This is a genomic window from Pseudomonas sp. GD04019, assembly GCF_029837695.1.
In the GTDB taxonomy this organism is placed as follows: domain Bacteria; phylum Pseudomonadota; class Gammaproteobacteria; order Pseudomonadales; family Pseudomonadaceae; genus Aquipseudomonas.
Genome location: NZ_JAOEEA010000009.1, coordinates 1 through 25,500, shown reverse-complemented (window position 1 = coordinate 25,500; position 25,500 = coordinate 1). Strand labels below are relative to the sequence as shown.

The 25,500-nt window shown below is 64.9% G+C and carries 19 protein-coding genes; 8 read left to right on the top strand and 11 right to left on the bottom strand.

Going from position 1 to position 25,500, the window contains the following annotated elements; genetic code table 11:
• The first annotated feature begins 23 nt into the window (after positions 1 to 23).
• The 3 genes from N7607_RS14880 to N7607_RS14870 are packed head-to-tail and all read left to right on the top strand — an operon-like array spanning position 24 to position 2,689.
• On the top strand, positions 24 to 629 hold the full coding sequence (locus tag N7607_RS14880; protein WP_279868044.1) for an outer membrane beta-barrel protein: 606 nt from the start codon (positions 24 to 26) through the stop codon (positions 627 to 629).
• A 54-nt stretch (positions 630 to 683) separates the two neighbouring features.
• On the top strand, positions 684 to 1,361 hold the full coding sequence (locus tag N7607_RS14875) for a response regulator (protein ID WP_279868045.1): 678 nt from the start codon (positions 684 to 686) through the stop codon (positions 1,359 to 1,361).
• Positions 1,358 to 2,689, top strand: a complete 1,332-nt coding sequence (locus tag N7607_RS14870) for an ATP-binding protein (RefSeq protein WP_279868046.1) — start codon at positions 1,358 to 1,360, stop codon at positions 2,687 to 2,689. The genes N7607_RS14875 and N7607_RS14870 overlap by 4 nt, the downstream gene beginning before the upstream one ends.
• Here N7607_RS14870 and N7607_RS14865 read toward each other — a convergent pair.
• The 11 genes from N7607_RS14865 to N7607_RS14815 form a co-directional block, all read right to left on the bottom strand.
• Positions 2,667 to 3,191 carry a hypothetical protein gene (locus N7607_RS14865; protein ID WP_279868047.1) on the bottom strand — a complete coding sequence of 175 codons (525 nt, stop codon included), beginning with the start codon at positions 3,189 to 3,191 and terminating at the stop codon, positions 2,667 to 2,669. The two genes, N7607_RS14870 and N7607_RS14865, sit on opposite strands and share 23 nt — an antisense overlap.
• 396 nt (positions 3,192 to 3,587) lie before the next feature.
• Positions 3,588 to 4,136: a cysteine hydrolase family protein gene (locus tag N7607_RS14860; RefSeq protein WP_279868048.1), complete on the bottom strand. Its 549-nt coding sequence runs from the start codon at positions 4,134 to 4,136 to the stop codon at positions 3,588 to 3,590.
• 509 nt (positions 4,137 to 4,645) lie between these two features.
• Positions 4,646 to 4,936 (bottom strand): hypothetical protein, encoded by a 291-nt coding sequence (locus tag N7607_RS14855; RefSeq protein WP_279868049.1) that lies wholly within the window; start codon positions 4,934 to 4,936, stop codon positions 4,646 to 4,648.
• A gap of 878 nt (positions 4,937 to 5,814) precedes the next feature.
• On the bottom strand, positions 5,815 to 6,339 hold the full coding sequence (locus tag N7607_RS14850; RefSeq protein WP_279868069.1) for a M23 family metallopeptidase: 525 nt from the start codon (positions 6,337 to 6,339) through the stop codon (positions 5,815 to 5,817).
• 36 nt (positions 6,340 to 6,375) lie between these two features.
• The gene (locus N7607_RS14845; protein WP_279868050.1) at positions 6,376 to 6,843 is read right to left on the bottom strand and encodes a hypothetical protein; all 468 of its coding nucleotides are present in this window, start codon (positions 6,841 to 6,843) and stop codon (positions 6,376 to 6,378) included.
• Between the two features lie 68 nt (positions 6,844 to 6,911).
• Positions 6,912 to 7,910 (bottom strand): AraC family transcriptional regulator, encoded by a 999-nt coding sequence (locus N7607_RS14840; protein WP_279868052.1) that lies wholly within the window; start codon positions 7,908 to 7,910, stop codon positions 6,912 to 6,914.
• 291 nt (positions 7,911 to 8,201) lie between these two features.
• Entirely contained in the window at positions 8,202 to 9,920 is a 1,719-nt protein-coding gene (locus N7607_RS14835) for a bifunctional protein-serine/threonine kinase/phosphatase (RefSeq protein WP_279868053.1), read from the bottom strand.
• 43 nt (positions 9,921 to 9,963) lie between these two features.
• Positions 9,964 to 10,776 carry a formate/nitrite transporter family protein gene (locus N7607_RS14830; protein ID WP_279868054.1) on the bottom strand — a complete coding sequence of 271 codons (813 nt, stop codon included), beginning with the start codon at positions 10,774 to 10,776 and terminating at the stop codon, positions 9,964 to 9,966.
• 55 nt (positions 10,777 to 10,831) lie between these two features.
• Positions 10,832 to 11,182 (bottom strand): nitrite reductase small subunit NirD, encoded by a 351-nt coding sequence (gene nirD, locus N7607_RS14825; protein WP_279868055.1) that lies wholly within the window; start codon positions 11,180 to 11,182, stop codon positions 10,832 to 10,834.
• Positions 11,182 to 13,740, bottom strand: coding sequence for a nitrite reductase large subunit NirB (gene nirB, locus N7607_RS14820; RefSeq protein ID WP_279868056.1), 2,559 nt, complete (start codon positions 13,738 to 13,740; stop codon positions 11,182 to 11,184). The genes nirD and nirB overlap by 1 nt, the downstream gene beginning before the upstream one ends.
• Before the next feature lie 592 nt (positions 13,741 to 14,332).
• Positions 14,333 to 14,830 (bottom strand): DUF1543 domain-containing protein, encoded by a 498-nt coding sequence (locus N7607_RS14815; protein WP_279868057.1) that lies wholly within the window; start codon positions 14,828 to 14,830, stop codon positions 14,333 to 14,335.
• A 278-nt stretch (positions 14,831 to 15,108) separates the two neighbouring features.
• Between N7607_RS14815 and N7607_RS14810 the strand changes: the two genes are divergently transcribed.
• From N7607_RS14810 to N7607_RS14790, 5 genes are all read left to right on the top strand, one after another.
• On the top strand, positions 15,109 to 19,221 hold the full coding sequence (locus N7607_RS14810; protein WP_279868070.1) for a bifunctional nitrate reductase/sulfite reductase flavoprotein subunit alpha: 4,113 nt from the start codon (positions 15,109 to 15,111) through the stop codon (positions 19,219 to 19,221).
• A 44-nt stretch (positions 19,222 to 19,265) separates the two neighbouring features.
• Positions 19,266 to 20,012 (top strand): TOBE domain-containing protein, encoded by a 747-nt coding sequence (locus N7607_RS14805; protein ID WP_279868059.1) that lies wholly within the window; start codon positions 19,266 to 19,268, stop codon positions 20,010 to 20,012.
• Positions 20,013 to 20,276: 264 nt separating this feature from the next.
• Positions 20,277 to 21,569, top strand: a complete 1,293-nt coding sequence (locus N7607_RS14800) for a dicarboxylate/amino acid:cation symporter (protein WP_279868060.1) — start codon at positions 20,277 to 20,279, stop codon at positions 21,567 to 21,569.
• A gap of 523 nt (positions 21,570 to 22,092) precedes the next feature.
• Positions 22,093 to 23,820: a bifunctional isocitrate dehydrogenase kinase/phosphatase gene (aceK, locus tag N7607_RS14795; protein ID WP_279868062.1), complete on the top strand. Its 1,728-nt coding sequence runs from the start codon at positions 22,093 to 22,095 to the stop codon at positions 23,818 to 23,820.
• A gap of 153 nt (positions 23,821 to 23,973) precedes the next feature.
• Positions 23,974 to 25,500, top strand: a 1,527-nt coding sequence (locus N7607_RS14790; RefSeq protein WP_279924027.1) for a PAS domain-containing methyl-accepting chemotaxis protein, incomplete at its 3' end; no start/stop codon positions are given.

The following is a 25,500-nucleotide window of genomic DNA, read 5'->3' as shown; positions in this document are numbered from 1 at the left end:
CTATCCCACTCGGAGAAAACACCATGAAAAACATCACCAGCCAATTCGCCCTGGCCACCGCCCTGTCCGTCGCCGCGCTGTCGGCCAACGCCGCCGACAGCTTCGTCGGGATGACCTGGGGCCAGACCGACAGCCGCATCGACAACTCCGCTTCGCTCAATCGCCAGCTCAACAATCCCGACCTGGACCGGGTGATCGATGGCAGCGGCACCTGGGGTGTGCGCGCCGGTCAGGAAATGCGCGACGGCCGCTACTACCTCACCTACGAGAACGTTTCGGACGACTCCCAGGGCAACAAGCTTCGCCAGCAACACCTGCTGGGCAGCTACGACGCCTTCCTGCCCCTGAACGACAGCGGCACCAAGCTGTTCGGCGGTGCCACCGTCGGTGCGGTGAAGCTGGAGCAGGATGGTCGCGGTCTCAAGCGCGACAGCGACATCGGGATGGCAACGGGCCTGCAGGCCGGTATCCTGCAGAACGTGGGCAAGAACGCCTCGCTCGAAGCTGGCTACCGTTACATGAAGACCAATGCCAGCACCGAGGTCGCCCCGCACGGCGGCAGCAAGGTCGGCTCCATCGACCTGGACCGTACCAGTCAGGTCTACATCGGCGCCAACTACAAGTTCTGACCAACCAGGGAAAAGGCCGGGCTCTCGTCCGGCCTGTTGTGAGGAAGAACAGACATGAAGATTCTGGTGGTCGAAGACGAGGCGCTGTTGCGCCATCACCTGCATACCCGCCTCGGCGAACGCGGCTTCGTGGTCGATGCCATCGCCGATGCCGAAGAGGCGCTGTACCGGGTACGCGAGTTCAACCACGACATCGCCATCGTCGATCTGGGCCTGCCCGGCATGAGCGGGCTGGACCTGATCCGCGAGCTACGCGGCCAGGGCCGCAGCCTGCCGATCCTGATTCTCACCGCACGCGGCAACTGGCAGGACAAGGTCGAGGGGCTGGCCGCCGGCGCCGACGATTATCTGGTCAAGCCGTTCCAGTTCGAGGAGCTGGAGGCACGCCTGCATGCCCTGCTGCGGCGCTCCGTGGGGCTGGTGCAGGCCAGCGTCGAGGCCGGCCCGTTGAAGCTCGATCTCAACCGCAAGCAGGCCCTGGTCGACGAACAGCCGCTGGCTCTGACCGCCTTCGAATACCGCATCCTCGAATACCTGATGCTGCACCCGCAGCAGGTGGTCTCCAAGGATCGCCTGATGGAACAGCTCTATGAGGGCGACGACGAGCGCGACCCCAACGTGATCGAAGTGCTGGTCGGTCGCCTGCGCCGCAAGCTGGAGGACGCCTGCGCGCTCAAGCCGATCGACACGGTGCGCGGCCAGGGTTACCTGTTCACCGAGCGCTGCCGATGATCCGCTCGCTGCGTTCGCGCCTGATGCTCGGTGCCGCCGCCCTGGCGGTACTGTTCATGCTGGCGCTGCTGCCGCTGTTGCAGGGCGCCTTTCGCAATGCCCTGGAGAACGTCATCGAACAGCGCTTGGCAGCCGACGCCGCCACCCTCATCTCCGCCGCGCGCATCGACGATGGGCGCCTGGCCATGCCCGCGCGCATGCCGGACGAGGAATTCAACCTGCTCGACTCCAAGCTGCTGGGATTCATCTACGACCGCAACGGCGTACAGGTATGGCGCTCGCCCTCCAGCAGCGACGAGCGCCTCGATTACCGCCCGCGCTATGACGGCCAGGGCCACGACTTCACCCGTCTGCGTGATGCCCAGGGCACCGAGTACTTCGTTTACGACCTGGAGGTCGACCTGCTGCGCGGCCAGGCCGCCGCCTACAGCATCGTCACCATGCAGCCCGCCAGCGAATACCAGGCCATGCTCGATGGTCTCAATCGCCAGCTGTGGCTGTGGTTGGGCGGTGCCCTGCTGGTGCTGCTCGGCTTGCTCTGGCTGGGCCTGACCTGGGGCTTCGGCAGCCTGCGCGGGCTGAGCCGCGAGCTGGACGAGGTAGAGGCTGGCCAGCGGGACCATCTGAGCCAGCAGCACCCGCAGGAACTGCTGCGCCTGACCGACTCGCTGAACCGCCTGCTCGACGGCGAGCGTCGCCAGCGCGAACGCTACCGCGACTCCCTAGGCGATCTGGCACACAGCCTGAAAACGCCGCTGGCGGTGCTGCAGGGCGTGGGCGAAGTGCTCGGCGACCGCGAGCAGGGCCAGGTGCTGCGCAGCCAGGTGGAGCGCATGAGCCAGCAGGTCGATTACCAGCTGCAGCGCGCCAGCCTGCGCAAGAGCGGGCTGGTGCGCCACCGCGAGCCGTTCGGCGCGACGCTGGATATCCTCTGCGGCGCTCTGGACAAGGTCTATCGTGACAAGCGCGTGCAACTGGTGCGTGACTTCCCGGCCGACCTGCAGGTGCCCATGGAGCGCGGCGCGCTGCTGGAGCTGCTCGGCAATCTGCTGGAGAACGCTTATCGCCTGTGCCTGGGACAGATCCGCGTCGGTGCCCGGCAGACCGCCGAGGGCTACGAGCTACAGGTGGAAGACGACGGCCCCGGCATCCCCGCCGACCAGCGCGCGCGCATCCTCCAGCGCGGCGAACGGCTGGATACCCAGCACCCCGGGCAGGGCATCGGCACCGCGGTGGTGATGGACATCCTCGACAGCTACGGCGGCCAGCTGCAGCTGGAGGAATCCACGCTAGGGGGCGCCTGCTTCAGGATGCGGCTGCCGGGCTGAGGGCCAGCGCCGCATTGGCCTGCCGCACGAAGCGCCAATGCACCACCCACAGCAGAATCGCCAACAGACCGGCCAGCGAGCCCAGCTGATGGGGGATCAGCGAAACCACCTGCGCCGCACACCAGCCCCAACCGCTGACCAGCCCGGCATCCCTGGACAGCTTTAGTCGCTCGTTATGCAGTGCCTCTTCGCGCAGCGAGCCGGCCAGGTTGGCGACGATGAAGAAGTCCTCGATGAAGTTGTACGGCAGCAGAAACATCAACCACACGCTACGCGGCTTCGCCTTGCGCGCCGCGGGCCGCACCAGCGCCAGCGCGCGCTGCAGGTCGCGGCAGTAGAGCGCCACCAGCATCAGGAACAACAGCACGGCGATCAGGCTGCCGACCGGACCGAGCATCTCCACCTCCTTGAGAATGCCGCCGCCCGCACCTGGATGCAGGAAGGGATAAGCCAGGCCATAGGCGATGGGCAGGCTGAGGGCGATCTTGATAAGCAGCAACATGGCTCTGGGCACGGATCAGGTCTCCACTGTTTGGCAAGCAGACTCCAGCACCGCCGCAGCCACTTCTCCACGGGCTGGTCACTCCGTACAGGCGATGGTCTGTTTATCCAGGAATAACTGAGCAGCAAAGAGCACCGCCGCTGTGGCTTGCACTACCTTCAGGGAGTGCCGTGCAGCAATGTCCATACGTGCCTTCACCTAGGCTACTTGGTGGCGAGCATCTTCGAAGAAGCTTGCTCCACCAACGGCTTAGTGGCGGCGAGCGACGGACCGAATGCCGCAGCTTGGGTGCGAATCGTCGGGTTTGCAGGGCTGTCCAGGATCTGGCTCTCGATATCTTCCAGCGACGCAAGGGCCGTTGCGGGACCCAAGATAGAGTCGCTTGTTCACGCATGGTTAGAGCAAATCTCGTAGTTCACTGGAGGTGACTACCGTGGCGTACTCACCGTTGAGGTTTGCCAGAGCCATCGCATGTACATCCTCGGCGCTGCGCATAACACCGTTGTAGTCGGCCTTGGCGAATGCAAACGTCGCATCGGCAGCGACATAGGTGGCGAAGCCAAGGTTGCCTGCCGTACGAGCCGTAGCTTCGACCGAGTTGTTGGTGCTCACACCCACGATCGCAACGGCCTCGATGCCTCTGGCGTGAAGCCAGCGTTCAAGCCCGGAGTTGATGAACGCATCCGGCACATTCTTCTCAACCGCATGCTCTGTATCCAGTGGCTGCAGCTGCTCCTGGAACTCAACGCCAGATTGCCCAGGCCAGAACGGAGAACCGGGTGTGCGCGAGATATGACGCACATGAACAACAGGCACCTTCGCCCCCCGCCATGCTTTCAGCGTCGCTGCGATTGCCTGCTCTGCCTGAGGATTGTTGCGAGTGCCTGCTGATGGATCGAGCATGCCACGTTGCATATCAATGATGATCAGGGCTGGTATGTGCATGAGTTAGTTAGCCCTTGCGGTTAAGGGACCGGCTTTAGCCGGCCCCGAGTGAGCGGAAGCGAACGACTTGAACTAGTTGTTAGGCCGTTGCAAATGCATGGATAACAATGGTGATAAATATTGTTATACATGTGTATGCAGCTATCGCTGGATAGTTTAGGTTTAGGATGAATTTTGGCAGCAAACTAGTGTTTCTTACGGCCTCATGAAATTCTTCAACGTTCACGGGTTGCTTAGCAACGTGTGTTGGGTTGTCTAATGCGATTAATGCATCTTGGTACTGTGAGTCGATAGCTACCCAAACAGAAACTAGACCTGTCCTAAATAAGTTTCGACGTCCCTCGCCGCTAACAATGACAGGTATTCCGGCGCCTTCAACTCGGATCTTGATTTTTGATGCTTCCAAATGACTCAGGGTTTGTGCGATTTGTCTCATGAGCCTAACTTTTGGTTAAGGGGCGGGCTTTAGCCTATCTCGAGTGAGCGAAGCGAGCGGCTTGAATCAGTTGCTAGAGGCCTTGCCTTTTATTAATTTCTTTAATGATTTCTGTGGTTGTAAGGTGGTTTACAAAGGGTGGGCGATTGCCTTTAAACATAGGCCAGCCAATACGTTTTAGTTCAGTCCAATTTATAGTGCATGGGGATGGTGAAATATCATCATTCCAGAAAATTACATAATCCCTGCCCAGCTTTAAGGTTTGTCCGCAACTCGAAAGAGGCTCAGCGCTTTTGAACGATATTACTGACTCTGCGCTGCCTTTGTAAATTTCTAAGACCTTAACCATGCCTTCAATAGCCATGTCTTCTTCGGTGTTCTCTATAAAATTTACTACCCTTAACTCGTACGGCACCACTCTGGCTATATTTCGATATTGACTTATGTTTTCCTCTGTCGGCGGTGGTGCCCAGCACCTGCAGGCTTGGGCGATGTTTGAAAAAAGCATTGATGCCAGAATGGTTATAAAGAATTTCATGCTGGGCCTTTAACGTTTGCTTAAGGAGTGGCCAAAATCGCAGCTTTTGGAGGTCTCGAGTGAGCGAAGCGAACAGCTTGAAGCACTAGTTAGGGGTCGCGCGCACAATTTTTGCCTTTGATACCAGGTGAGATTTGCTGAGTGTCACGACTAGGTCGGATTCATACCACCCAAAGCCAGAGCAATGTCCTAACTCATAAAATAAAGCGTCAGCAGTGCTCTTGTTTGGCTCGCCAAGCAGTACCCTTGTGTCTGTAACCGTTTTGCCAATAAGCATATCTGTTGCAACTATGTCGAGCGCCATGTCTCCACGAATGCATCTGGGGCCGTTGCTGTAAACATAAATATTGGCTCTTTCTTTCCATTTGGCTGGAATGAACGCTGCGCGTTCAGCCTCAGTGCCAAACTTATATGACCATGCAAGAGCGCAGCCGAGAGCTACGATGGCGATTACTGTGGTTATAGTAATGGGCCGAAAGGCCCTTATCATGCTTTGGCCCTTAACTATTAGGCGACATCGCTGTCGCATAACATCCGAGCAAATGTCGGATAACGTTCCTTGTCACCTTGCAAGTCATTGTTTCTCAACGCTACTACCTTGCCAAACGCGACAGCAGCGGGGTGGAAAGTGACACGAGAGTGGCAAGATCAGATGCCAGCAGTGCTGACTTGCAGCCGACGCTACTGACTTGTTTTCCAACTGTCTACGGTGCTTCACGCGCACCGCCCAAGGCCTCGTTTGGATCGAGGTAGAACATCTTCTTCCAGCCCTGATTGCTGTCGTCCCAGCGCCACGGGTAGGGCAGCAGGCTGAGGATGGTGTAGTGCAAGTGGGGTGGTTTGCCGCGGGCGTTGCCGGTGTCGCCGACGCCGCCGATTGGGTTGCCGGGCAGTACTGGTAGGCCGGGCAGGGCGCTGTAGTCGTCGAGGTGGGCGAAGTAGTGCAGGCGCCATTTGGGGCCGAGCATCAGTACTACCTTGCCGCCCATGTCGATTTCGCCGCGGAACAGCACTAGGCCGTAGGTGGGCGCCACTACTGGGCTGCCCTTGCGGGCGAAGATATCGATGCCCTTGTGCACACCGGAGCGGCCCCAGGGTTCGAACCAGAAGCTCTGCTGGTTCCAGTCGCGAGTGGTAGCGCCTTGTACCGGCACGCGGAGCCGTTCGGGGGCGATCAGCCAGGCCAACAGCAGGGCCAGAAGCAGGTGGCGTTTGCGGGGTTTCTTTATTTTCATCGCGCATCCATGCGGTGTTGTATCAGGGGTTCAGTCGCTGAACACCCAACTGTTGTTGCGATTATGCAGGTAGATGAAGACGTTCTCGCTCTTGTCGCGGGCGATGCCGGCGGTGCCCCAGGGGAAGTGGGCGAGCGTACCGTTCAGCTCGCCCAACTGCTCGCTCAGCCAGCGCTGGTGCAGCTTTTCCCGCAGGGGGATGGAGGCGTAGAAGTCGTCGTCGGAATTGCTCGGGATGCTCGGGTCGGTCAGTGCGATGAACAGGCTGACCAGTTGTTCCGACTCGAAGCGCAGGCTCAGGTCGATGCCCAGATGGCCTTCCTGCAGGCTTGTGCGGGCGAAGCGGCAGGGCACCTCGCGGTCGCCGACCAGCACCGGGCGCGAGTCGCCGATCTGGAAGCCGGCGCCCAGTTGCTCGGGCGTGATTGCGGGCGTGATAAGGCTGCCGGCCACGTGCACGTGGCCGGTGTTGCGGTCGATCTGCAGGGCTCTGGTCATCGGTTGATCTGGTGAAGGACGGGTTGCTCTGGAGCAGTTGGGGATGGCGAGATCGGTTCTGTGGCGAATCAACCTTCCTGCGCCCGATAGGCTCCCGGTGTCAGCCCGGTCCACTTCTTGAACGCGCGGTGGAAGGCCGAGGGTTCGGAGAAGCCGAGCTGTTCGGCCAGGTCCTGGATCGACAGCTCGTCGCGGCCCAGGTGGTAGATGGCCAGGTCGCGGCGCAGGTGGTCCTTGAGTTCCTGGAAGCTGCTGCCTTCCTCGCGCAGGTGGCGGCGCAGGGTCTGCGGGCTGATGTGCAACTGGGCTGCGACATTCTCCAAGTCCGGCCAGTGGGCGCAGTCGCGGCCGAGCAGGCGGCGGATGCGGCTGGTCAGGCTGTCGCCGCCATCCGGGCGGGCCAGCAGGTCGGCCGGCGAGTGTTCGAGGAACTGCTTGAGCGTGCGTTCGTCCTGCAGCAGCGGCATGACCAGGTAGCGGCTGTGGAACAGCAGGCTGGTGCAGTCGGCATCGAAGCGGCGCGGGCAGGGGAACAGCAGGTCGTACTCGGCGCTGTGCGGCGGCTCGGGGTGAACGAAGCTGGCTTCTTCGAGGCGGATACGTTGGCCGATCAGCCAGCTGCCGAGGCGGTGCCAGATCACCAGCAGGCTCTCGGTGAGGAAGTGGTCCGGGTCCCACAGGGCCGAGCTGTCCAGGGTCAGGCGCACCCATTCGCCTTCGCGCTGCAGTTGCACCCGGGGCGCGTCGGGGAACAGGCCGTAGAACAGCATGCCGCGCACCAGGGCCTTTTCCAGGCTGTGGCAGTGGATGATGGCGTGGCACATCATGGCGAAGGTGCCGCGGCGGCTGGGGATGGCGCCGAAGCCCATGTACTCGTCGTCGAGCAGCGCCCACAGGCCTTGCAGCAGGCGGGTGAACTGCTCGGGAGCCAGGCGTGCGCGCGGTTCTTCGAGCAGCGCCGGCTGGATGCCGACTTCGCGTAGCAAGGCGGCGTAGTCGTAGCCCTGACGGTCGGCGCCACGCAAGGCGGCGCGGACGAAGTGGCTGGCGATGGTGCGTTCGCGCATGGCGTGGCTCGGCGTGAAGGTGCCCGGATGGTAAGGCGCCATGGCGGGGTGGAACAAGGTTCTTGGCCGCGGCTATTGAAGGCCCCTTGCCCTGGCCCTCTCCTGGGGAGGAGGGGTAAAGTGCGTTGAGAGGTAATGGTGTGGGGGGCGAGCGTCGTGCGGGACACGGAGTCCCTCACCCTAACCCTCTCCCAAGGGGAGAGGGGATAGAAGCGCGGGGCCGTTGAGGCCAGTCACCCCTCTCCACCGGGAGAGGGGCCGGGGGTGAGGGTGTGTCGGCCTGCAGTCCGATCAATGCCCCAGCAGCTGCCAGGCGAGCAGGGCAGCCAGAATCAGCGTGGTGCCACGCCAGAACAGCAGCGGGTTGCGTTCCAGCAAAGGCGGGCGGGCGCGGTCGAGGTATTCGGCGCTGGGTTGGCGCAGGTCGTGGACGAACTCGGAGAGCTCGGCCTGGCGCCGGTTCGGGTCGGGATGCAGGGCCTTGCGCAGCACCTCGTCGATCCAGGGCGGGATGCTGCGCTCGGCGTCCTGCACCGAGTGGTAGACCAGGCGCAGCTGCTCGGCGCGGTTGCGGCACTTGGCGACTTCCGCGCCGTAGGGCAGGCGGCCGCTGAGCAACTGGTAGGTGATCACGGCCAGGGAGAACAGGTCCGAACGCGGCGAGCCGGCCTCGCCGATGAAGTATTCCGGTGCCATGTACTGCAGGGTGCCCGGCAGCGGGTTCTGCACACGCTGCGGTGCCTGCTCGCTGAGGCCGGCGACCCGCGCCGAACCGAAGTCGATCAGCCGGACGGTGCCGGTGGCGTCGATCAGCAGGTTATCCGGGCGCAGGTCCTGATGCAGCATCTCCAGGCGGTGGAAGGCCTGCAGGCCACGGGCGATCTGTTCGACCAGGGCGCGCACCTTCTCCACGCCCGGCCTGGGGTTGTCGACCATCCACTGGCGCAGGGTCTGCCCCTCGATGTACTCGGTGACGCTGTACAGGTAGCTGCGCCGCCGCGTTTGCGCCGGGGCCTTGAGCACGTGGGCGCTGTCGATGCGGCGAGCGATCCATTCCTCGGTCAGCAGGCGCTCCAGATGCGCGCGGTCGTGCTGCAGTTCGGTGGCCGGGGCCTTGAGCGCCACCGGCGTCTTGCCGTCCAGCGCCAGGTACACATGGCTGCGGCTGCTGGCGTGGATCTTGCGCACGATGCGGTAGCCGTCGAACTCCATGCGCGCTTGCAGCAACGGCGGCAGGGCCAGGTCGCCGACCCGTTGCTGCAGCTCGCCGGCATCCTGGCGCGGCAGCTGGTCGATGCGCACCAGCTGCACGGTGAGATTGTCGTCGCTGCCGCGCGAGTAGGCCTGTTGCACCAGGGTGCGGGCGGCGCCGTCCAGATCGTCGCCGTAGGCACGGATCAGCGCGGCCATGGCGGCTGGTTCGAGGTATTCGTGCACGCCGTCGCTGGTCAGCAGGAAGATGTCGCCCGGCTCCAGGGCCAGCTGGCGGTAGTCCAGCTCCAAGTGCGGGCCCACGCCGAGGGCACGACTGAGGTAGCTGGTGTCACGCGAGACCCACAGGCGATGATCCTCGGTCAGGCGCTCCAAGGCGCCGTCGCGCAGGCGCTGGATGCGCGTGTCGCCAGCGTGGAACAGGTGCGCGGTGGTGGCCTTGAGTACCAGGGCGCTGAGGGTGCAGACGTAGCCGCGATCCATGTCGTAGCGGTACTGGCTCTGCCGGGTCTGTGCGTGCAGCCAGGAGTTGGCGGCCATCAGCACGCGCCAGGCGGACTTCTTCACCGACCAGGCGTCGGAGGTGCAGTAGTAGTCTTCGAGGAAGCTGCTGACCGCCGCCTCGCTGGCCACATGGCTGACCGAGCTGCTGCCGATGCCGTCGGCCAGGGCGATGGCGATGCCCTTGGTGGAGAGCTGGGGTTCGTCGGGAATGCACAGGCCGTGGAAGTCCTGGTTGACCTCCTTGCGCCCCTTGTCGGAGTGCTGGCCGACGGAAATCCGCAGCTGATTGCTCATGCGATGCGCACGTGGGCCCCGCCAGCTGGCGGGGCCGCGGGGCTCAGACGAAGGAGCGCTTCGGCGCGGTCTTCACATGGGTGGCGTAGAGCGTCAGGCCGGTGAAGGCCAGGCCGCCGACCAGGTTGCCCAGGGCGGTGGGAATCTCGTTCCACAGCATGTAGTCCATCACCGAGAAGTCGCCGCCCATGATCATCGCCGAGGGGAACAGGAACATGTTCACCACCGAGTGCTCGAAGCCCATGTAGAAGAACAGCATGATCGGCATCCACATGGCGATGGTCTTGCCGCTGACGGTGGTGGAGATCATCGCGCCGACCACGCCCATGGACACCATCCAGTTGCACAGCATGCCGCGCAGGAAGATGGTCAGCCAGCCGGCCACGCCGTACTCGGCGTAGCCCAGGGTGCGGGCCTCGCCGATGTGCGAGATCTTCTCGCCGATCACCCCGGGCTCGGTGGAGAAGCCGTAGGTGAAGACGAAGGCCATCATGAAGGCCACGGTCAGCGCGCCGGCGAAGTTGCCGGTGAACACCAGGCCCCAGTTCTTCAGCACGCCGCCGACGGTGACGCCGGGGCGCTTGTCCAGCAGGGCCAGCGGGGTGAGCACGAACACCCCGGTGAGCAGGTCGAAGCCCATCAGGTAGAGCATCACGAAGCCGACCGGGAACAGCACGGCGCCGAGCAGCGGCGAGCCGGTCTGCACGCTGATGCTGACGGCGAACACGGCGGCCAGGGCGAGGATGGCGCCGGCCATGAAGGCGCGGATCAGGGTGTCGCGGGTGGACATGTAGATCTTCGATTCGCCGGCATCGACCATCTTGCTGGCGAACTCGGCAGGGACCAGATAGGACATGGCTGTGCTCTCTGTCGGGAAAGGGGAGGGGCGCCACGCTGGGTGGCGCCAGGGGTCAGCGGAGGATTTCCACGCGCTCGCCGTGCAGGCGCACCGGCCATACCGGCAGCTGCTGCTCGGGGTATTCCAGGCAGCCGCCGTCGCTCAGGCGGTAGTGCTGCTTGTACAGCGGCGAGGCGATCACCAGGTCGCCGCCGAGGTGGCCGATGATGCCGCGGCCGATCACGTTGGCCCCGGATTTGGGGTCGCGGTTGCCGATGGCGAAGACTTTCTGCTCGGAATCCGGCAGGTAGAACAGGGCGACCTGTTCACCGCCGGCCAGGGCGACCACGCCGGAGTTGGCCACCAGGTCGGCGGCGCTGCACAGCGGCTGCCAGGCGTTTTCGAGTTGGGTTGCTGTGCTCATCAGACGGCCTCCATGGTCACGGGAATCAGTTCGAGTTCGTTGTCGCGCGCCGGGCGACGCTGGCCGCGTTCGCGGACGAAGTGGATGTCCGGATCGCCGCCGCCTTCGTTGACGAAGGTGCGGAAGCGCTTGAGCTTCTCTTCGTCCTTCAGCGCGTTGGCCCATTCGCATTCGTAGCGGTCGACCACCAGCTGCATCTGCGCCTCCAGCTCGGCGTTCAGGCCCAGGCTGTCGTGGATGACCACGTCCTTGAGGTAGTCCAGGCCGCCTTCCAGCGATTCGCGCCATACCGAGGTGCGCTGCAGCTTGTCGGCGGTGCGGATGTAGAACATCAGCACGCGGTCGATGTAGCGCACCAGGGTGGCGTCATCCAGGTCGGTGGCGAACAGCTCGGCGTGGCGCGGACGCATGCCGCCGTTGCCGCAGACGTAGAGGTTCCAGCCGTTCTCGGTGGCGATCACGCCGATGTCCTTGCTTTGCGCCTCGGCGCATTCGCGGGTGCAGCCGGAGACGGCGAACTTGATCTTGTGCGGCGAGCGCAGGCCCTTGTAGCGGTCCTCCAGCAGCAGCGCCATGCCGACGCTGTCCTGCACGCCGTAGCGGCACCAAGTGCTGCCGACGCAGCTCTTCACGGTACGCAGCGACTTGCCGTAGGCGTGGCCGGTTTCGAAGCCGGCGGCGATCAGCTCGCCCCAGATTTCCGGCAGCTCGTGCAGCTGGGCGCCGAACAGGTCGATGCGCTGGCCGCCGGTGATCTTGGTGTAGAGGTCGTATTTCTTCGCCACCGCGCCGATGGCGATCAGGCCGTCCGGGGTGATCTCGCCACCGGGGATGCGCGGCACCACCGAGTAGGTGCCGTTCTTCTGCATGTTGGCCATGAAGGTGTCGTTGGTGTCCTGCAGCGGCACCAGCGCCGGGTTCATGATCGGCTTGTTCCAGCAGGAAGCGAGAATCGAGCCCACGGCTGGCTTGCAGATGTCGCAGCCGACGTGGCCCTTGCCGTGCTTGGCCAGCAGCGCTTCGAAGGTCTCGTGACCCTCGACGCGCACGAAGTGGTAGAGCTCCTGGCGGGTGTAGGCGAAGTGCTCGCACAGGCTCTTGTCGACTTCCACGCCGCGGGCGGTGAGTTCGTGCTCGACCACCTGCTTGAGCAGCGCCGCGCAGCCGCCGCAGCCGGTGGCCGCCTTGGTGCAGGCCTTGACCCCGGCGATGTCGCTGCAGCCGCCGTCGATGGCCGAGCAGATCGCGCCCTTGCTGACGTTGTGGCAGGAACAGATGGTGGCGGTATCGGGCAGGGCATCGGCGCCCAGCGCGGGTGCGCCTTCGCCGGCCGGCATGATCAGGCTGGCCGGGTCTTCCGGCAGCTTGATGCCGTTCTGCGCGTACTGCAGCAGGGTGTCGTAGTAGCTGTTGTCGCCGACCAGCACGGCGCCGAGCACCTGCTTGCCGTCGGCCGATACCACCAGGCGCCGGTAGCTGGAGGTGGCCTCGTCGATGTAGCGGTAGCTCTTGGCGCCGGGCATGGCGCCGTGGGCGTCGCCGATGGAGCCGACGTCCACGCCGAGCAGCTTGAGCTTGGTCGACATGTCCGCGCCGAGGAAGGGCGAGCCTTCCTGGCCGCACAGCTGGGCCGCCACCAGGCGGGCCATCTGATAGCCGGGGGCGACCAGGCCGAAGATGCTGCCGTTCCACGCCGCGCACTCACCGATGGCGAAGATGTGCTCGTCGCTGGTCAGGCACTGGTCGTTGATGTTGATGCCGCCGCGCGGACCCAGCTCCAGGCCGCAGGCGCGAGCCAGGGCGTCCTGGGGGCGGATGCCGGCGGAGAACACGATCAGGTCGGTTTCCAGGAAGTCGTCACCGGCGAAGTTCATGCGGTAGCGGTATTCGCTACCGGCGCTGATGCTCTGGGTGGCCTTGGACAGGTGCACACCCACGCCCAGGTCCTCAATGCGCTGCTTGAGCGCGGCGCCACCGAAGTCGTCCAGCTGCACCGGCATCAGGCGCGGGGCGAATTCCACCACGTGGGCTTCCAGGCCCAGGGACTTCAGGGCGTTGGCTGCTTCCAGGCCCAGCAGGCCGCCGCCGACCACCACGCCACGGCGCTTGCCGTGGGCGGCGGCGCGGATGCCGTCGAGGTCGTCGAGGGTGCGGTAAACCAGGCGCGAATCACCTTCGGCGCCTTCGATCGGCGGCACGAAGGGGTAGGAGCCGGTGGCCAGTACCAGCTTGTCGTAGCCGAAGCGGCCCTTGGCCGTGACCACTTCGCGCTTGGCGCGGTCGATCTCCAGCACTTGGCTGCTCAGGTGCAGGGTCAGGCCTTCGGCTTCATAGAGGGAGGCCGCGCTCATGGCCAGGGACTCGGCGTCGCGGCCGCCGAAGTATTCGGACAGGTGCACGCGGTCGTAGGCGCGCTGCGCCTCTTCGCCGAACACCTCGATGCGGTAGTGCGCCAGGGCGCCGCCCGCGAGCAGTTGCTCGACGCAGTTGTGGCCGACCATGCCGTTGCCGACGACGATCAGTCGTTGCTTGTCAGTGGTAGCGTCTGTGCTGTTCATAGCGTTTCCCGGCCAAAGCTCATCAGGTTTTTCCCCGGCAAATAAAAAGGCGCCTGAAACCTCTCGGTCTCAGGCGCCTTTGCCTGTTCTGACGGCGCCTGCGAGAGGCGCCTGATCGCCCATCGCCTGCATCGGCTGATCGATCGCCATTGATCGAATGGGCTGCCCAATATCGTGGGCTCGAACCGGGTAATGCAGTGGCCGTGCCAGTTTTACGCAAGGCCCTTTTCATGGGGCCTGCGCGATCGCTAAGCGGGGTTGGCGGTGCCGGAGAAGGGGGCGTGAGACCCAAAACGGTGCAGCTCGGGGAGAATTGCCCTGCGCTGATGCCGGGCATGCCTTCAGGCGTTGATGTACACCCAGGCCGTGCTGAAGGTGCGGACGGTGCTGAGGCGCCGATAGTCGACCACATCGTAATGGTCCGCCGCTGGGGCAGGCTATCGGGTGCTGGGTCTTGCCACTGCTGGCCCGTACCTGTGGATCGGTGATGCGCGCTAGGCTCTATAGCCGACCAGGGCATCCGGCCGGCCGTGCAGGCAGCCGTAGGAGAGCAGCGGAACGTTGGCTTCCGCGGCACGGCGATCTGCATGGGTCATGGGTTGAGCAGCAGGTAGTCGCTGCGCTGCACCACGCCGCGGTGCGGGCCGGGCACCAGATGCACATAGCGGCCCTGCACGCAGTCCACCGGCAGACAATCATCCACATCCAGCAGGGCGTCGGTGTGCGGCTTCAGCCAGGCGGCCAGCAGGCGCTGCTTGCCCTTGGCCTTGGCTTCTTTCTGGTCGCGGGCGGTCACCAGCAGATAGCGGTGCGCCTCGCCGAACACGCCTTCCTCGTAGCCACCGAGGTTGATGAAGTACAGGCGCGGGTCATTGGCGGCTGGTGCGAGATCGCTCAACTCGACCTTGCAGTCGCCGATGCCGTCCACTTCCAGCCAGGAGTCGATGTGCAGCCCGTCCTGACTGCCAAACCAGCCACTGCGCAGCTGCGGATAGGCAGATTCGAGGCTGTCGGCGACGGCAAAGAGCACATCGTGGACTTCGATCTTGGCCCGCGGGTGCCTGCCTCCCAGCATGACGATATAGAGCATCGGTCGTTCCTTGCGTGAGGGCCCCAGGGCGGGGCTGCATCGCTATATTCTGGTGCATATAGCGAGGCGAGCGCCAGCGCTCGATCTGCCGCGAAGCATCGCGTATTGCCTGAATAAACAAGCTCTTGCGCCGTCGCTGAGGAAGTTGGCGCGGGCGTTGCTAGCGCTTGTTCGAGCGCGATCAATGCCGATCGCCTCATTCACGACAAAGGCGCCGTGTTGCCCCTGCGATAGCGGAGGGCGGCATGGCGCCTTTGCTTTTGCGGGCGGGTACGGCGATGGCGGACAAGACGATACGGAGCGTATGCCCCTACTGCGGCGTTGGCTGCGGCATCGTCATGCAGGTTGCCGGCGGCAAGGTGGTCAAAGTGGCGGGCGACAAACAGCACCCGAGCAACTTTGGCCGCCTGTGCACCAAGGGCAGCTCCTGCCATCAGCCGCTGGCCGAGTCCGGGCGCATGGAGCACGCCTACCTGCGCGAGGAGCGCAGCCGCGAGCCGGTGCGCGCGCCCATGGCCGAGGCCATTGCCAGTGCCGCCCGGCGCCTGCGCAGCATTCTCGATGAGCACGGGCCAGACGCCATCGCGCTCTATGTGTCCGGGCAGATGTCGCTGGAGGCCCAGTACCTGGCCAACAAGCTGGTCAAGGGTTACCTGGGCAGCAACCAGATCGAGTCCAACTCGCGCCTGTGCATGGCCAGCGCCGGCAGCGGCTACAAGTTGTCGCTGGGCGCCGATGGCCCGCCCGGTTCGTACCAGGATTTCGACCAGGCCGATCTGTTCTTCGTGATCGGCGCCAACATGGCCGACTGCCACCCGATCCTGTTCCTGCGCATGATGGATCGGGTCAAGACCGGGGCCAAACTGATAGTCGTCGACCCCCGGCGCAACGCCACGGCGGACAAGGCCGACCTGTTCCTGCAGATCAAGCCGGGCAGCGATCTGCTGCTGCTCAACGGCCTGCTGCATCTGCTGCATATCAATGGCCACACCGATCCGGCCTTTATCGAGCAGTTCACCGAGGGCTGGGAGGTGATGCCCGACTTCCTTGCCGAGTACACGCCCGAGTACGTTGCCGCCCACACCGGTCTGGATGAAGCAGCCATTCGCCAGGCCGCGCAGTGGATCGGCGAGGCAGGGGAGTGGATGAGCTGCTGGACCATGGGCCTCAACCAGAGCACCCACGGCACCTGGAACACCAACGCCATCTGCAACCTGCACCTGGCCACCGGCAAGATCTGCCGCCCCGGCAGCGGGCCGTTCTCCCTCACCGGCCAGCCCAATGCCATGGGTGGCCGCGAGATGGGCTATATGGGCCCTGGCCTGCCGGGCCAGCGCTCGGTGCTGGTGGAGGACGACCGTGCCTTCGTCGAACAGGTCTGGGGCGTGCCGGCCGGCACCCTGCATACCCGTCTGGGCGGTGGCACGGTGGCGCTGTTCGAGGACATGGCGGCGGGCAAGGTCAAGGCCTGCTGGATCATCTGCACCAACCCGGTGGCGAGCATGGCCAATCGCGGCAAGGTGATCGAGGGACTCAAGGCCGCCGAACTGGTGATCGCCCAGGACGCGTTTCTCGACACCGAGACCAACCGCTACGCCGACATCCTCCTGCCCGGCGCCCTGTGGGCCGAGGCGGAGCGGGTGATGATCAACTCCGAGCGCAACCTGAGCCTGATGCAGCAGGCCGTGCCGCCGCCCGGCGAGGCCATGGCCGACTGGCGGATCATCGCCGAGGTGGCCTGCGCCATGGGTTTTGCCGAGGCCTTCAGCTACGCCTCGGCGGCCGAGGTGTTCGACGAGATCAAGCGCTTCCATAACCCCAAGACCGGCTACGACATCCGCGGCGCCAGCCATGTGCGCCTGCGCCAGACGCCGCTGCAGTGGCCCTGCGCGGCGCCGGAGGGCGAGGACCGTGCGCCCATCCGCTATCTCAACGACGGCATCAGCCAGAAGCTCAAGCGCCTGGAAGACGGCAGCACCCCGCGCATCGCCTTCGCCACACCCAGCGGCAAGGGCCAGTTCTTCGCCCGTCCGCATCTGGACCCAGCGGAGATGCCGGATGGCGACTTCCCCTTCGTGCTCAACACCGGGCGCCTGCAGCACCAGTGGCACACGCTGACCAAGACCGGCAAGGTCGCCACCCTGAACAAGCTTAACCCCGGGCCTTTCGTCGAGGTGCATCCGGAAGACGCCGAGGCCCTCGGCGTGCGTGACAAGGACCATCTGGAGATCCGTTCGCGTCGCGGTCATGCGGTGCTGCCGGTGGTGGTCACCGACCGCGTGCTGCCCGGCGGCTGCTTCGCGCCGTTCCACTGGAACGACCTGTACGGCGACAACCTGGCGATCAATGCGGTGACCAGCGACGCCGTCGACCCCATTTCGCAGCAGCCGGAATTCAAGTTCTGCGCCGTCAGCCTGCGCCGCGTCGAGCTGATCGACCACCAGTTCCTGCAGACGCCCGCCGTGGCGAGCGCTGCCCCCCCTTGTGAAACCCTTTCCGAACATTTGTCCGAGGAATTCGATATGTCGCATATCGACGCATTCGCCCGCCTGCTCGGCGTACCCGAGGGCGCGCCACCGCCGCTGAGCGAGGGCGAGCGCACCTATATGGCCGGCTTTATCGGCGGCCTGCGCGCCAACCCCGGCGGTGGCGTGCCCAGCCTGCCGCCCCAGGCACCGCTGGCCGAGGGCACCCGCCTGTGGCTGGATGGCCTGCTGGCCGGCATGTTCAATCGTGCGCCCCTGCCCCAGGGCGGTGCCGCTGTGGTGGCGCTGCCGGAGCCGGTCGCCAAGACCCCGGTGACCCTGCTGTGGGCCTCGCAGACCGGCAATTGCGAGGCGTTGGCCGAACGTTTCGCCGGGCGCCTCGCAGAGGCCGGTTGCGCCGTGGAGTTGGCCGAGATGGCCAGCTACCCGCTGGAGAAACTCAGCGCTGCCGGCAATCTGCTGCTGCTCAGCAGCACCTTCGGCGACGGCGATGCGCCGGACAGCGGACAGGGCTTCTGGAACGACCTGCGCAGCAGCCAGGCGCGCCTGGATAAGCTGCGTTACGCGGTGCTGGCCCTGGGCGATCCCAACTACGACCAGTTCTGCCAGCACGGCAAGAACCTCGATGCGCGCCTGGCCGAGCTGGGTGCCAGCCGCCTGGTCGAGCGGGTCGACTGCGACACCGATTTCGACGAACCGGCCGCCGCCTGGCTGGCCGGCCTGTTGCCGCTGCTCCAGCCGCGGCAGGGCGCCGCTGCGGCGTCGGTCGAGGCTCCGTTGGTTGAGGCTGCCGCCATGCGGGCGCCGGTCAGCAAGGAGCAGCCGGCTACCGCGCGCCAGGTGGTCAACCTGCGCCTGAACAGCGCCGGCGCAAGCAAGGACACCCGCCAGTTCGCCTTCGCCCTGGGCGACTCTGGCCTCAGCTACGAGGCCGGCGACGCCCTCGGCGTATGGCCGCGCAACTGCCCGGAGCTGGTCGGCGAGGTGCTCGAACTGGCGCGTCTGGATGGCGAGCAACTGGTCAGCGTGGCCAAGGTCGGCGACCTGCCGCTGCGCGAGGCGCTGACCAGCCACTATGAAGTCGCCCGGCCGAGCAGCGAGGCCCTGGCCTTGATTGCCGAACGCAGCGGCAGCGCCGAGCTGCGCGGCCTGCTCGGCAACAAGGAGCAACTGAAGGACTGGCTGTGGGGACGCCAACTGGCCGATGTGCTGCAGGCGTTCCCCGCCGAGCACTCGGCCGGAGAGTTGCTGGCCGGCCTCAAGCGCCTGCAGCCGCGCCTGTACTCCATCTCCTCCAGCCCCAAGGCGCATGCCGGCGAGGTGCACCTGACCGTCTCGGCGGTGCGCTACGGCAAGCGCAAGGGCGTTGCCTCGACCTTCCTCGCCGACCGGCTGGGGGAAGGCGAGGTGCCGCTGTTCGTACAGACCAGCAAGCACTTCCGCGTGCCGGAGCAAGGCGACGTGCCCATGGTCATGATCGGTCCCGGCACCGGCGTGGCGCCGTTCCGCGGCTTCCTCCACGAACGTCGCGCGCGTGGCGATGCCGGCAAGAACTGGCTGTTCTTCGGCGAGCAGCACGCCGCGACCGACTTCTACTACCGCGACGAGCTGCAGGCCATGCAGCGCGACGGCCTGCTGACCCACCTGAGCCTGGCCTTCTCCCGCGACCAGGCGCAGAAGATCTACGTGCAGGATCGCATCCGCGAGCAGGGCGCCGAGCTCTGGCGCTGGCTGCAGGAGGGCGCGCAGGTGTATGTCTGCGGTGATGCCAGTCGCATGGCCAAGGATGTCGACCAGGCCCTGCGCGACGTGGCCCGCGACCATGGCGGCCTCTCCGACGACAAGGCCGCCGACTATATCCGCGGCCTGGCCGAGGCCAAGCGCTACCTGCGCGACGTCTACTGAATCGCTACCATCGGCGGCAATGACCGATGTATGAAGCAGGCGCGATGAAGCTGGAAGGACGATTCTGGATCACCCACAACGGCAAGAACCTGGCCGGGCAGGGGCGCATCGAGCTGCTCGCGCGCATCGCCGACAGCGGTTCGATCAGCCAGGCCGCCAAGGCCATGGGCATGAGCTACAAGTCCGCCTGGGATGCCGTCGACGCGATGAACAAGACAGCCGGTGAGCCGCTGGTGGAGCGCTCGGTCGGTGGCAAGGGTGGTGGCGGCACACGTCTGACGGCTGCCGGCAAGGCGTTGATCGAGACCTTCCGCCGCCATCAGCGTGAGCACCGCGGCTTTCTCGACAGCCTGGGCGAGGCGCCCGATACGCCGCCTGCGCTACGCACCAGCGCACGCAACCAGTTGCCGGTGCGAGTGCTGGCCATTCACCCAGGCGACCTCTGCGACCGCGTCGAAGTCGGCCTGGCCGATGGCCAGCGCCTGCAGGTGAGTATCACCCAGGGCAGTACCGAGGCCCTGGCGTTGTGCGAGGGCAGCGAGCTGGTGGCGCTGGTTAAGGCACCCTGGGTGCGGCTGGCCGATAGCGCGGGGGAAGAGGGCAACCGGCTGCGTGGTCGACTGCTGACCGTGCGCCGAGGCGAGCGGCACAGCGAGCTGCTGGTCGGTCTGGACGACGCCGTGCAGTTGACCGCGCTGGTGGCCAATGGCGCGGTCGATGGCCTGAGCCCGCAGGAGGGGCAGACCCTCGAGCTGTGCATCGACCCGGAGCAAATCATCCTCTGTCGCTAGTGTTCGGCTTGGCGGAATTCCGCCATCGCTGTGGCGAGGTGCCGCCAGATAGGGGCATTTCGTTTTCCTTGTAAATTTTATATGTATCTGTTTTTAAAAGATTTTTAAGGTATTTATAGGTCTGGCATACCGCTTGCGATAAGTGCTGCAGCCCCAGGCGGGGCTCCCAACAACAAATCCCTCCAGAGCAGGAGGGTTAGCACTTTGAGCAGTCGCATGATCTCCCAGGGAAGGCGGTCCGGCGGCGGCGAGCGAGGAACTGCCATGACCCGCAAACCCTTCTACAAGAGCCTGTATGTCCAGGTCCTGGTGGCCATCGCCATCGGCATCCTGCTCGGCCACTTCTACCCCGAGACCGGCGTGGCGCTGAAGCCGCTCGGCGACGGCTTCGTCAAGCTGATCAAGATGGCCATCGCGCCGATCATCTTCTGCACCGTGGTCAGCGGCATCGCCGGCATGCAGGACATGAAGGCGGTGGGCAAGACCGGTGGCTACGCGCTGCTGTATTTCGAGATCGTCTCCACCCTGGCGCTGGTCATCGGCCTGGTGGTGGTCAACGTGGTACAGCCGGGCGTGGGCATGCATGTCGACCCGAGCACCCTGGATGCCAGCGGCATCGCCGCCTATGCCAAGGCCGGTGAGGCGCAGAGCACCGTGGCCTTCCTGCTCAACGTGATCCCGTCGACCATCGTCGGCGCCTTCGCCACCGGCGACATCCTGCAGGTGCTGTTCTTCTCGGTGATCTTCGCCTTCGCCCTGCAGCGCATGGGCGAGTACGGCAAGCCGGTGCTGGAGTTCATCGACCGCATCGCCCAGGTGATGTTCGGCATCATCAACATGATCATGAAGGTCGCGCCCATCGGTGCCTTCGGCGCCATGGCCTTCACCATCGGCCAGTACGGCGTCGGCTCGCTGGTGCAGCTGGGCCAACTGATGATCTGCTTCTACATCACCTGCGTGTTCTTCGTGCTGGTGGTGCTCGGCGGCATCGCCCGCGCCCATGGCTTCAGCATCCTCAAGTTCATCAAGTACATCCGTGAGGAGCTGCTGATCGTGCTCGGCACTTCGTCCTCGGAATCGGCCCTGCCGCGCATGCTGGACAAGATGGAGAAGCTCGGCGCGAAGAAGAACGTGGTCGGCCTGGTGATCCCCACCGGTTACTCGTTCAACCTGGACGGCACCTCGATCTACCTGACCATGGCCGCGGTGTTCATCGCCCAGGCCACCGACACGCCGATGGACATCACCCACCAGCTGACCCTGCTGGCGGTGCTGCTGATCGCCTCCAAGGGCGCGGCGGGGGTCACCGGCTCGGGCTTCATCGTGCTGGCGGCGACCCTGTCCGCCGTGGGCCACCTGCCGGTGGCCGGCCTGGCGCTGATCCTCGGCATCGACCGCTTCATGTCCGAGGCCCGTGCCCTGACCAACCTGGTCGGCAACGGCGTGGCCACCATAGTCGTCGCCAAGTGGTGCAAGCAGCTGGACGAGGACACCCTGCAGCGCCAGCTGGCCAGCGGTGGCAAGGCGCAGTTGCCGGCCAGCGCCGAAATCGTCTGAATGCTTTCTCACCGCCCGCATGCGGGCGGTCTCTCCTGGCCCGTCCCTGCCGACGGGCTTTTTTATGTCAGTGAACATTTGTTTGATCGGCTTCACAGCCTGGCGACATGGCGCGAGCCAAGCGGGGCGGGGCAGTGCATAAATGCGGCCTGCGTAACGACTCTGGAATGGATGCCATGTCGAACCCACCGCGCCCCTCTGCGCCCCGCCAAGCCGAAGCACTCCTGCTGCCGCGCTTCGCCAGCCACTGCCTACCCAGTCCTTCCGCCTCCCTCGGCGTAGCCGCTCGGAGCGCTTTCTGCTGCACCCGATGACGCCCGTATTTCCGATCGCGCGGGCAGCCAGCCTGCACTGATCTGACCGTTCTGCTCGACCCGAGAGCCTTTAGGCGATGTCCTCCCCGGCATCGCCTCTTTTTTTGCCCGTTCGCAATCTGACCGCCCGGACTCTTGGACGCTGCGCTTTTCCTCGGCGCCGGCTGTGGCTAAGCTCGCGGTTCCGCACATGCAGCAGAGGCTTACCCATGTCGCAGCAACGGCCGGCCGCCGATATCGCCCGATTGATCCTCGACGGTTTCGACGACTATCGCGCGCACTTCCGCGAGATCACCAACGGCGCCCGCGCCCGCTTCGAACAGGCCCAGTGGCAGGAGGCACAGAGCGCCTCGGCCGCACGTATCAACCTGTATGAGGAGAAGGTGGCGGAAGTCACCGGGCGCCTGCGTGCGACCTTCGCCGACGAGCAGTTGCTGGACATCGACCTGTGGCCGCTGGCCAAGAGCGCCTACATCGGCCTGATCGATCTGCGCAACGACGATGAGCTGGCCGAGACCTGGTACAACTCGATCTTCTGCGGCCTGTTCAGCCATGACCAGATCAGCGACGGCTGCATGTTCATCCATACCACCCGGCCCTCGCTGCGCCCCCACGAGCGCACGCCGCAGACCCGCAGCTACCAGCCGCGCGGCGATCTCAACCAGGCCCTGCGCCAGATCTTCACCGACTACAGCTACAACGCCCCGTTCGAAGACCTGGAGCGCGACCTGGCCAAGCTCGAGCAGCAGCTGCGCAACAACTTGCCGGACTGGGTGTGCAAGGACCAGGACCTGACCATCGAGCTGTTTTCCTCGACCCTGTACCGCAACAAGGGCGCCTACCTGGTGGGGCGCATCTTCACCCCGGACGAGCAGTGGCCGTTGGTGTTCCCGCTGCTGCATCGCGAGGGCCAGGGCATCCAGATCGACACCCTGATCACCGATGAGGCCGAGGTCTCGATCATCTTCTCCTTCACCCGTTCCTACTTCATGGTGCGGGTGGAGATCCCGGCGGAGTTCATCGGCTTCCTCAAGCGCATCCTGCCGGGCAAGCACATCGCCGAGCTGTACACCTCGATCGGCTTCTACAAGCACGGCAAGTCGGAGTTCTACCGGGCGCTGATCAACCACCTGGCCGGCAGCGATGACAAGTTCATCATGGCCCCCGGCGTGCGCGGCATGGTGATGAGCGTGTTCACCCTGCCGGGCTTCAACACCGTGTTCAAGATCATCAAGGACCGCTTCTCGCCGTCGAAGAACGTCGACCGCAGTACGGTGATCGAGAAGTACCGTCTGGTGAAGAGCGTCGACCGGGTCGGGCGCATGGCCGATACCCAGGAGTTCTCCGACTTCCGCTTCCCGCTGTCCAAGTTCGACCCGGAGTGCCTGGCCGAGCTGCTGGAAGTGGCACCGTCCACCGTGGAGGTGGAGAACGGCGATACCGTGCTGATCCGCCACTGCTGGACCGAGCGGCGCATGACCCCGCTGAACATCTACCTGGAGCACGCCAACGAGGCCCAGGTGCGCGAGGCGCTGGAAGACTACGGCCTGGCCATCAAGCAGCTGGCCGCTGCCAATATCTTCCCCGGCGACATGCTGCTGAAGAACTTCGGCGTCACCCGCCACGGCCGCGTGGTGTTCTACGACTACGACGAGATCAGCTACCTGACCGAGGTGAACTTCCGCCGCATCCCGCCGCCGCGCTACGAGGAAGACGAGATGTCCAGCGAGCCCTGGTATTCGGTGGGGCCAAACGATGTGTTCCCCGAGGAATTCCCGCGCTTCCTGTTCGTCGATATCGGCCAGCGCCGGCTGTTCAGCCAGCTGCACGGCGATCTCTACGAGGCCGACTACTGGAAGGGGCTGCAGGACGCGATTCGTGCTGGAAAGGTGATCGACGTGTTCCCCTATCGGCGCAAGGCCGACCTGATCGCGTGAGCGGGCGGCAAGCCGCCTAGGGACTAATCCCTACCGTTCGTCAGGGAAATGTGAGGCAGATGCTGGCCATATGCCGGTTTGGTACGGCTGTGCTAGAACCAATGGTGTAAGGCCAGGAAGTCTCCCTCACCTTTCTCCAAGGACGGTCCGCATATGCGTCAGAACCTTCCCGTGACCCAGCGTGAGCGCACCTTTACCGATGCCGATCGCCTGATTTCCACCACCGACCTCAGCAGCAAGATCACCTACGTCAACGACGCCTTCGTCGAGATCAGCGGCTTCAGCCGCGAAGAGCTGATCGGTCAGCCGCACAATCTGGTCCGCCATCCGGACATGCCGCCCGGCGTGTTCGCCCACATGTGGGAAACCATCAAGCTGGGCAAGCCGTGGATGGGCATCGTCAAGAATCGCTGCAAGAACGGCGATCACTACTGGGTCAGCGCCTACGTCACGCCCATCTACGAGAACGGCAAGATGGCCGGCTACGAGTCGGTGCGCTCGGTGCCCAGCGAGGCGCAGAAGCGCCGTGCCGAAGCGCTGTACGCCCGCCTGCGCGCCGGCAAGCCGCCGGTCTCGCGGATCGAGTCCTGGACCTATGACCTGGTGCGCAGCTGGCCGCTGATCGTCGCATCGCTGGTCATCATCGTCGGCCATGCCTTCCTCAGCGGCCCTTGGCTGCTCGGCTTCATCCTCGCAGTGATGTTCGGCCTCGGCTCCTTCCAGCTCTACAGCAAGCGGCAGATGATCCGCCGCACCCTGGCCGAGCATCCCAAGGCCTTCACCAGCGCCCTGGTGGCCCTGACCTACAGCGACGCCCGCGGCGCCCAGGCGCTGCTGGACATGGCGATGATCAGCGAGGAGGCGCGCCTGCAGACGGCGCTGACCCGCTTGGAAGACGCCGGCGAGAGCGTACGCAAGCGTGCGGCGCAGTCCGCCGAGCTGTCGCGCTCGGGGGCCGAGCTTTTGGAGCAGCAGCGCAACGAGACGGACCAGTCGGCCACCGCGATCAACCAGATGGCCTCGACCATCCAGGAAGTCGCGCACAACGTGCAGAACACCTCGCACGCGGCGGAGGAGGCCGACCGCCTGGCCCAGCAGGGCCGCGACCTGGCCGGCGGCAGCCTGCAGGCCATGCAGCAGATGGCCGGTGCGGTGCAGGAGATCGGCCAGGCGGTGAACGAGCTGGCCAACTCGACCCAGTCGATCGGAAGCGTGGCCGACGTGATCACCTCCATCGCCGAGCAGACCAACCTGCTGGCGCTCAATGCCGCCATCGAGGCGGCGCGGGCCGGCGAGCAGGGCAGGGGCTTCGCCGTGGTGGCCGACGAGGTACGCGCCCTGGCCGGGCGTACCCGCGAGTCCACCGAGCAGATCCACCAGATCATCTCGTCGCTGCGCAGCGGCGCGGACAAGGCGGTGAACACCGCCAACCGTGGCGAGGAAATCTCCCGCGACAGTGTGCGTAGCGTCGAGGCGGTACGCGAGGCGCTGGACGGCATCAGCCAGGCGGTGACGCGCATCACCGGCATGAGCCAGCAGATGGCTACCGCCTCTGAGCAGCAGAGCCATGTGGCCGAGGACATCAGCCGGCAGATCACGCGCATCGCTCAGCTCTCCGACCACAGCGCCGGGCAGGCCCAGCAGAGCGTCGGCATCAGCCAGGAACTGGAGCAGATGGCC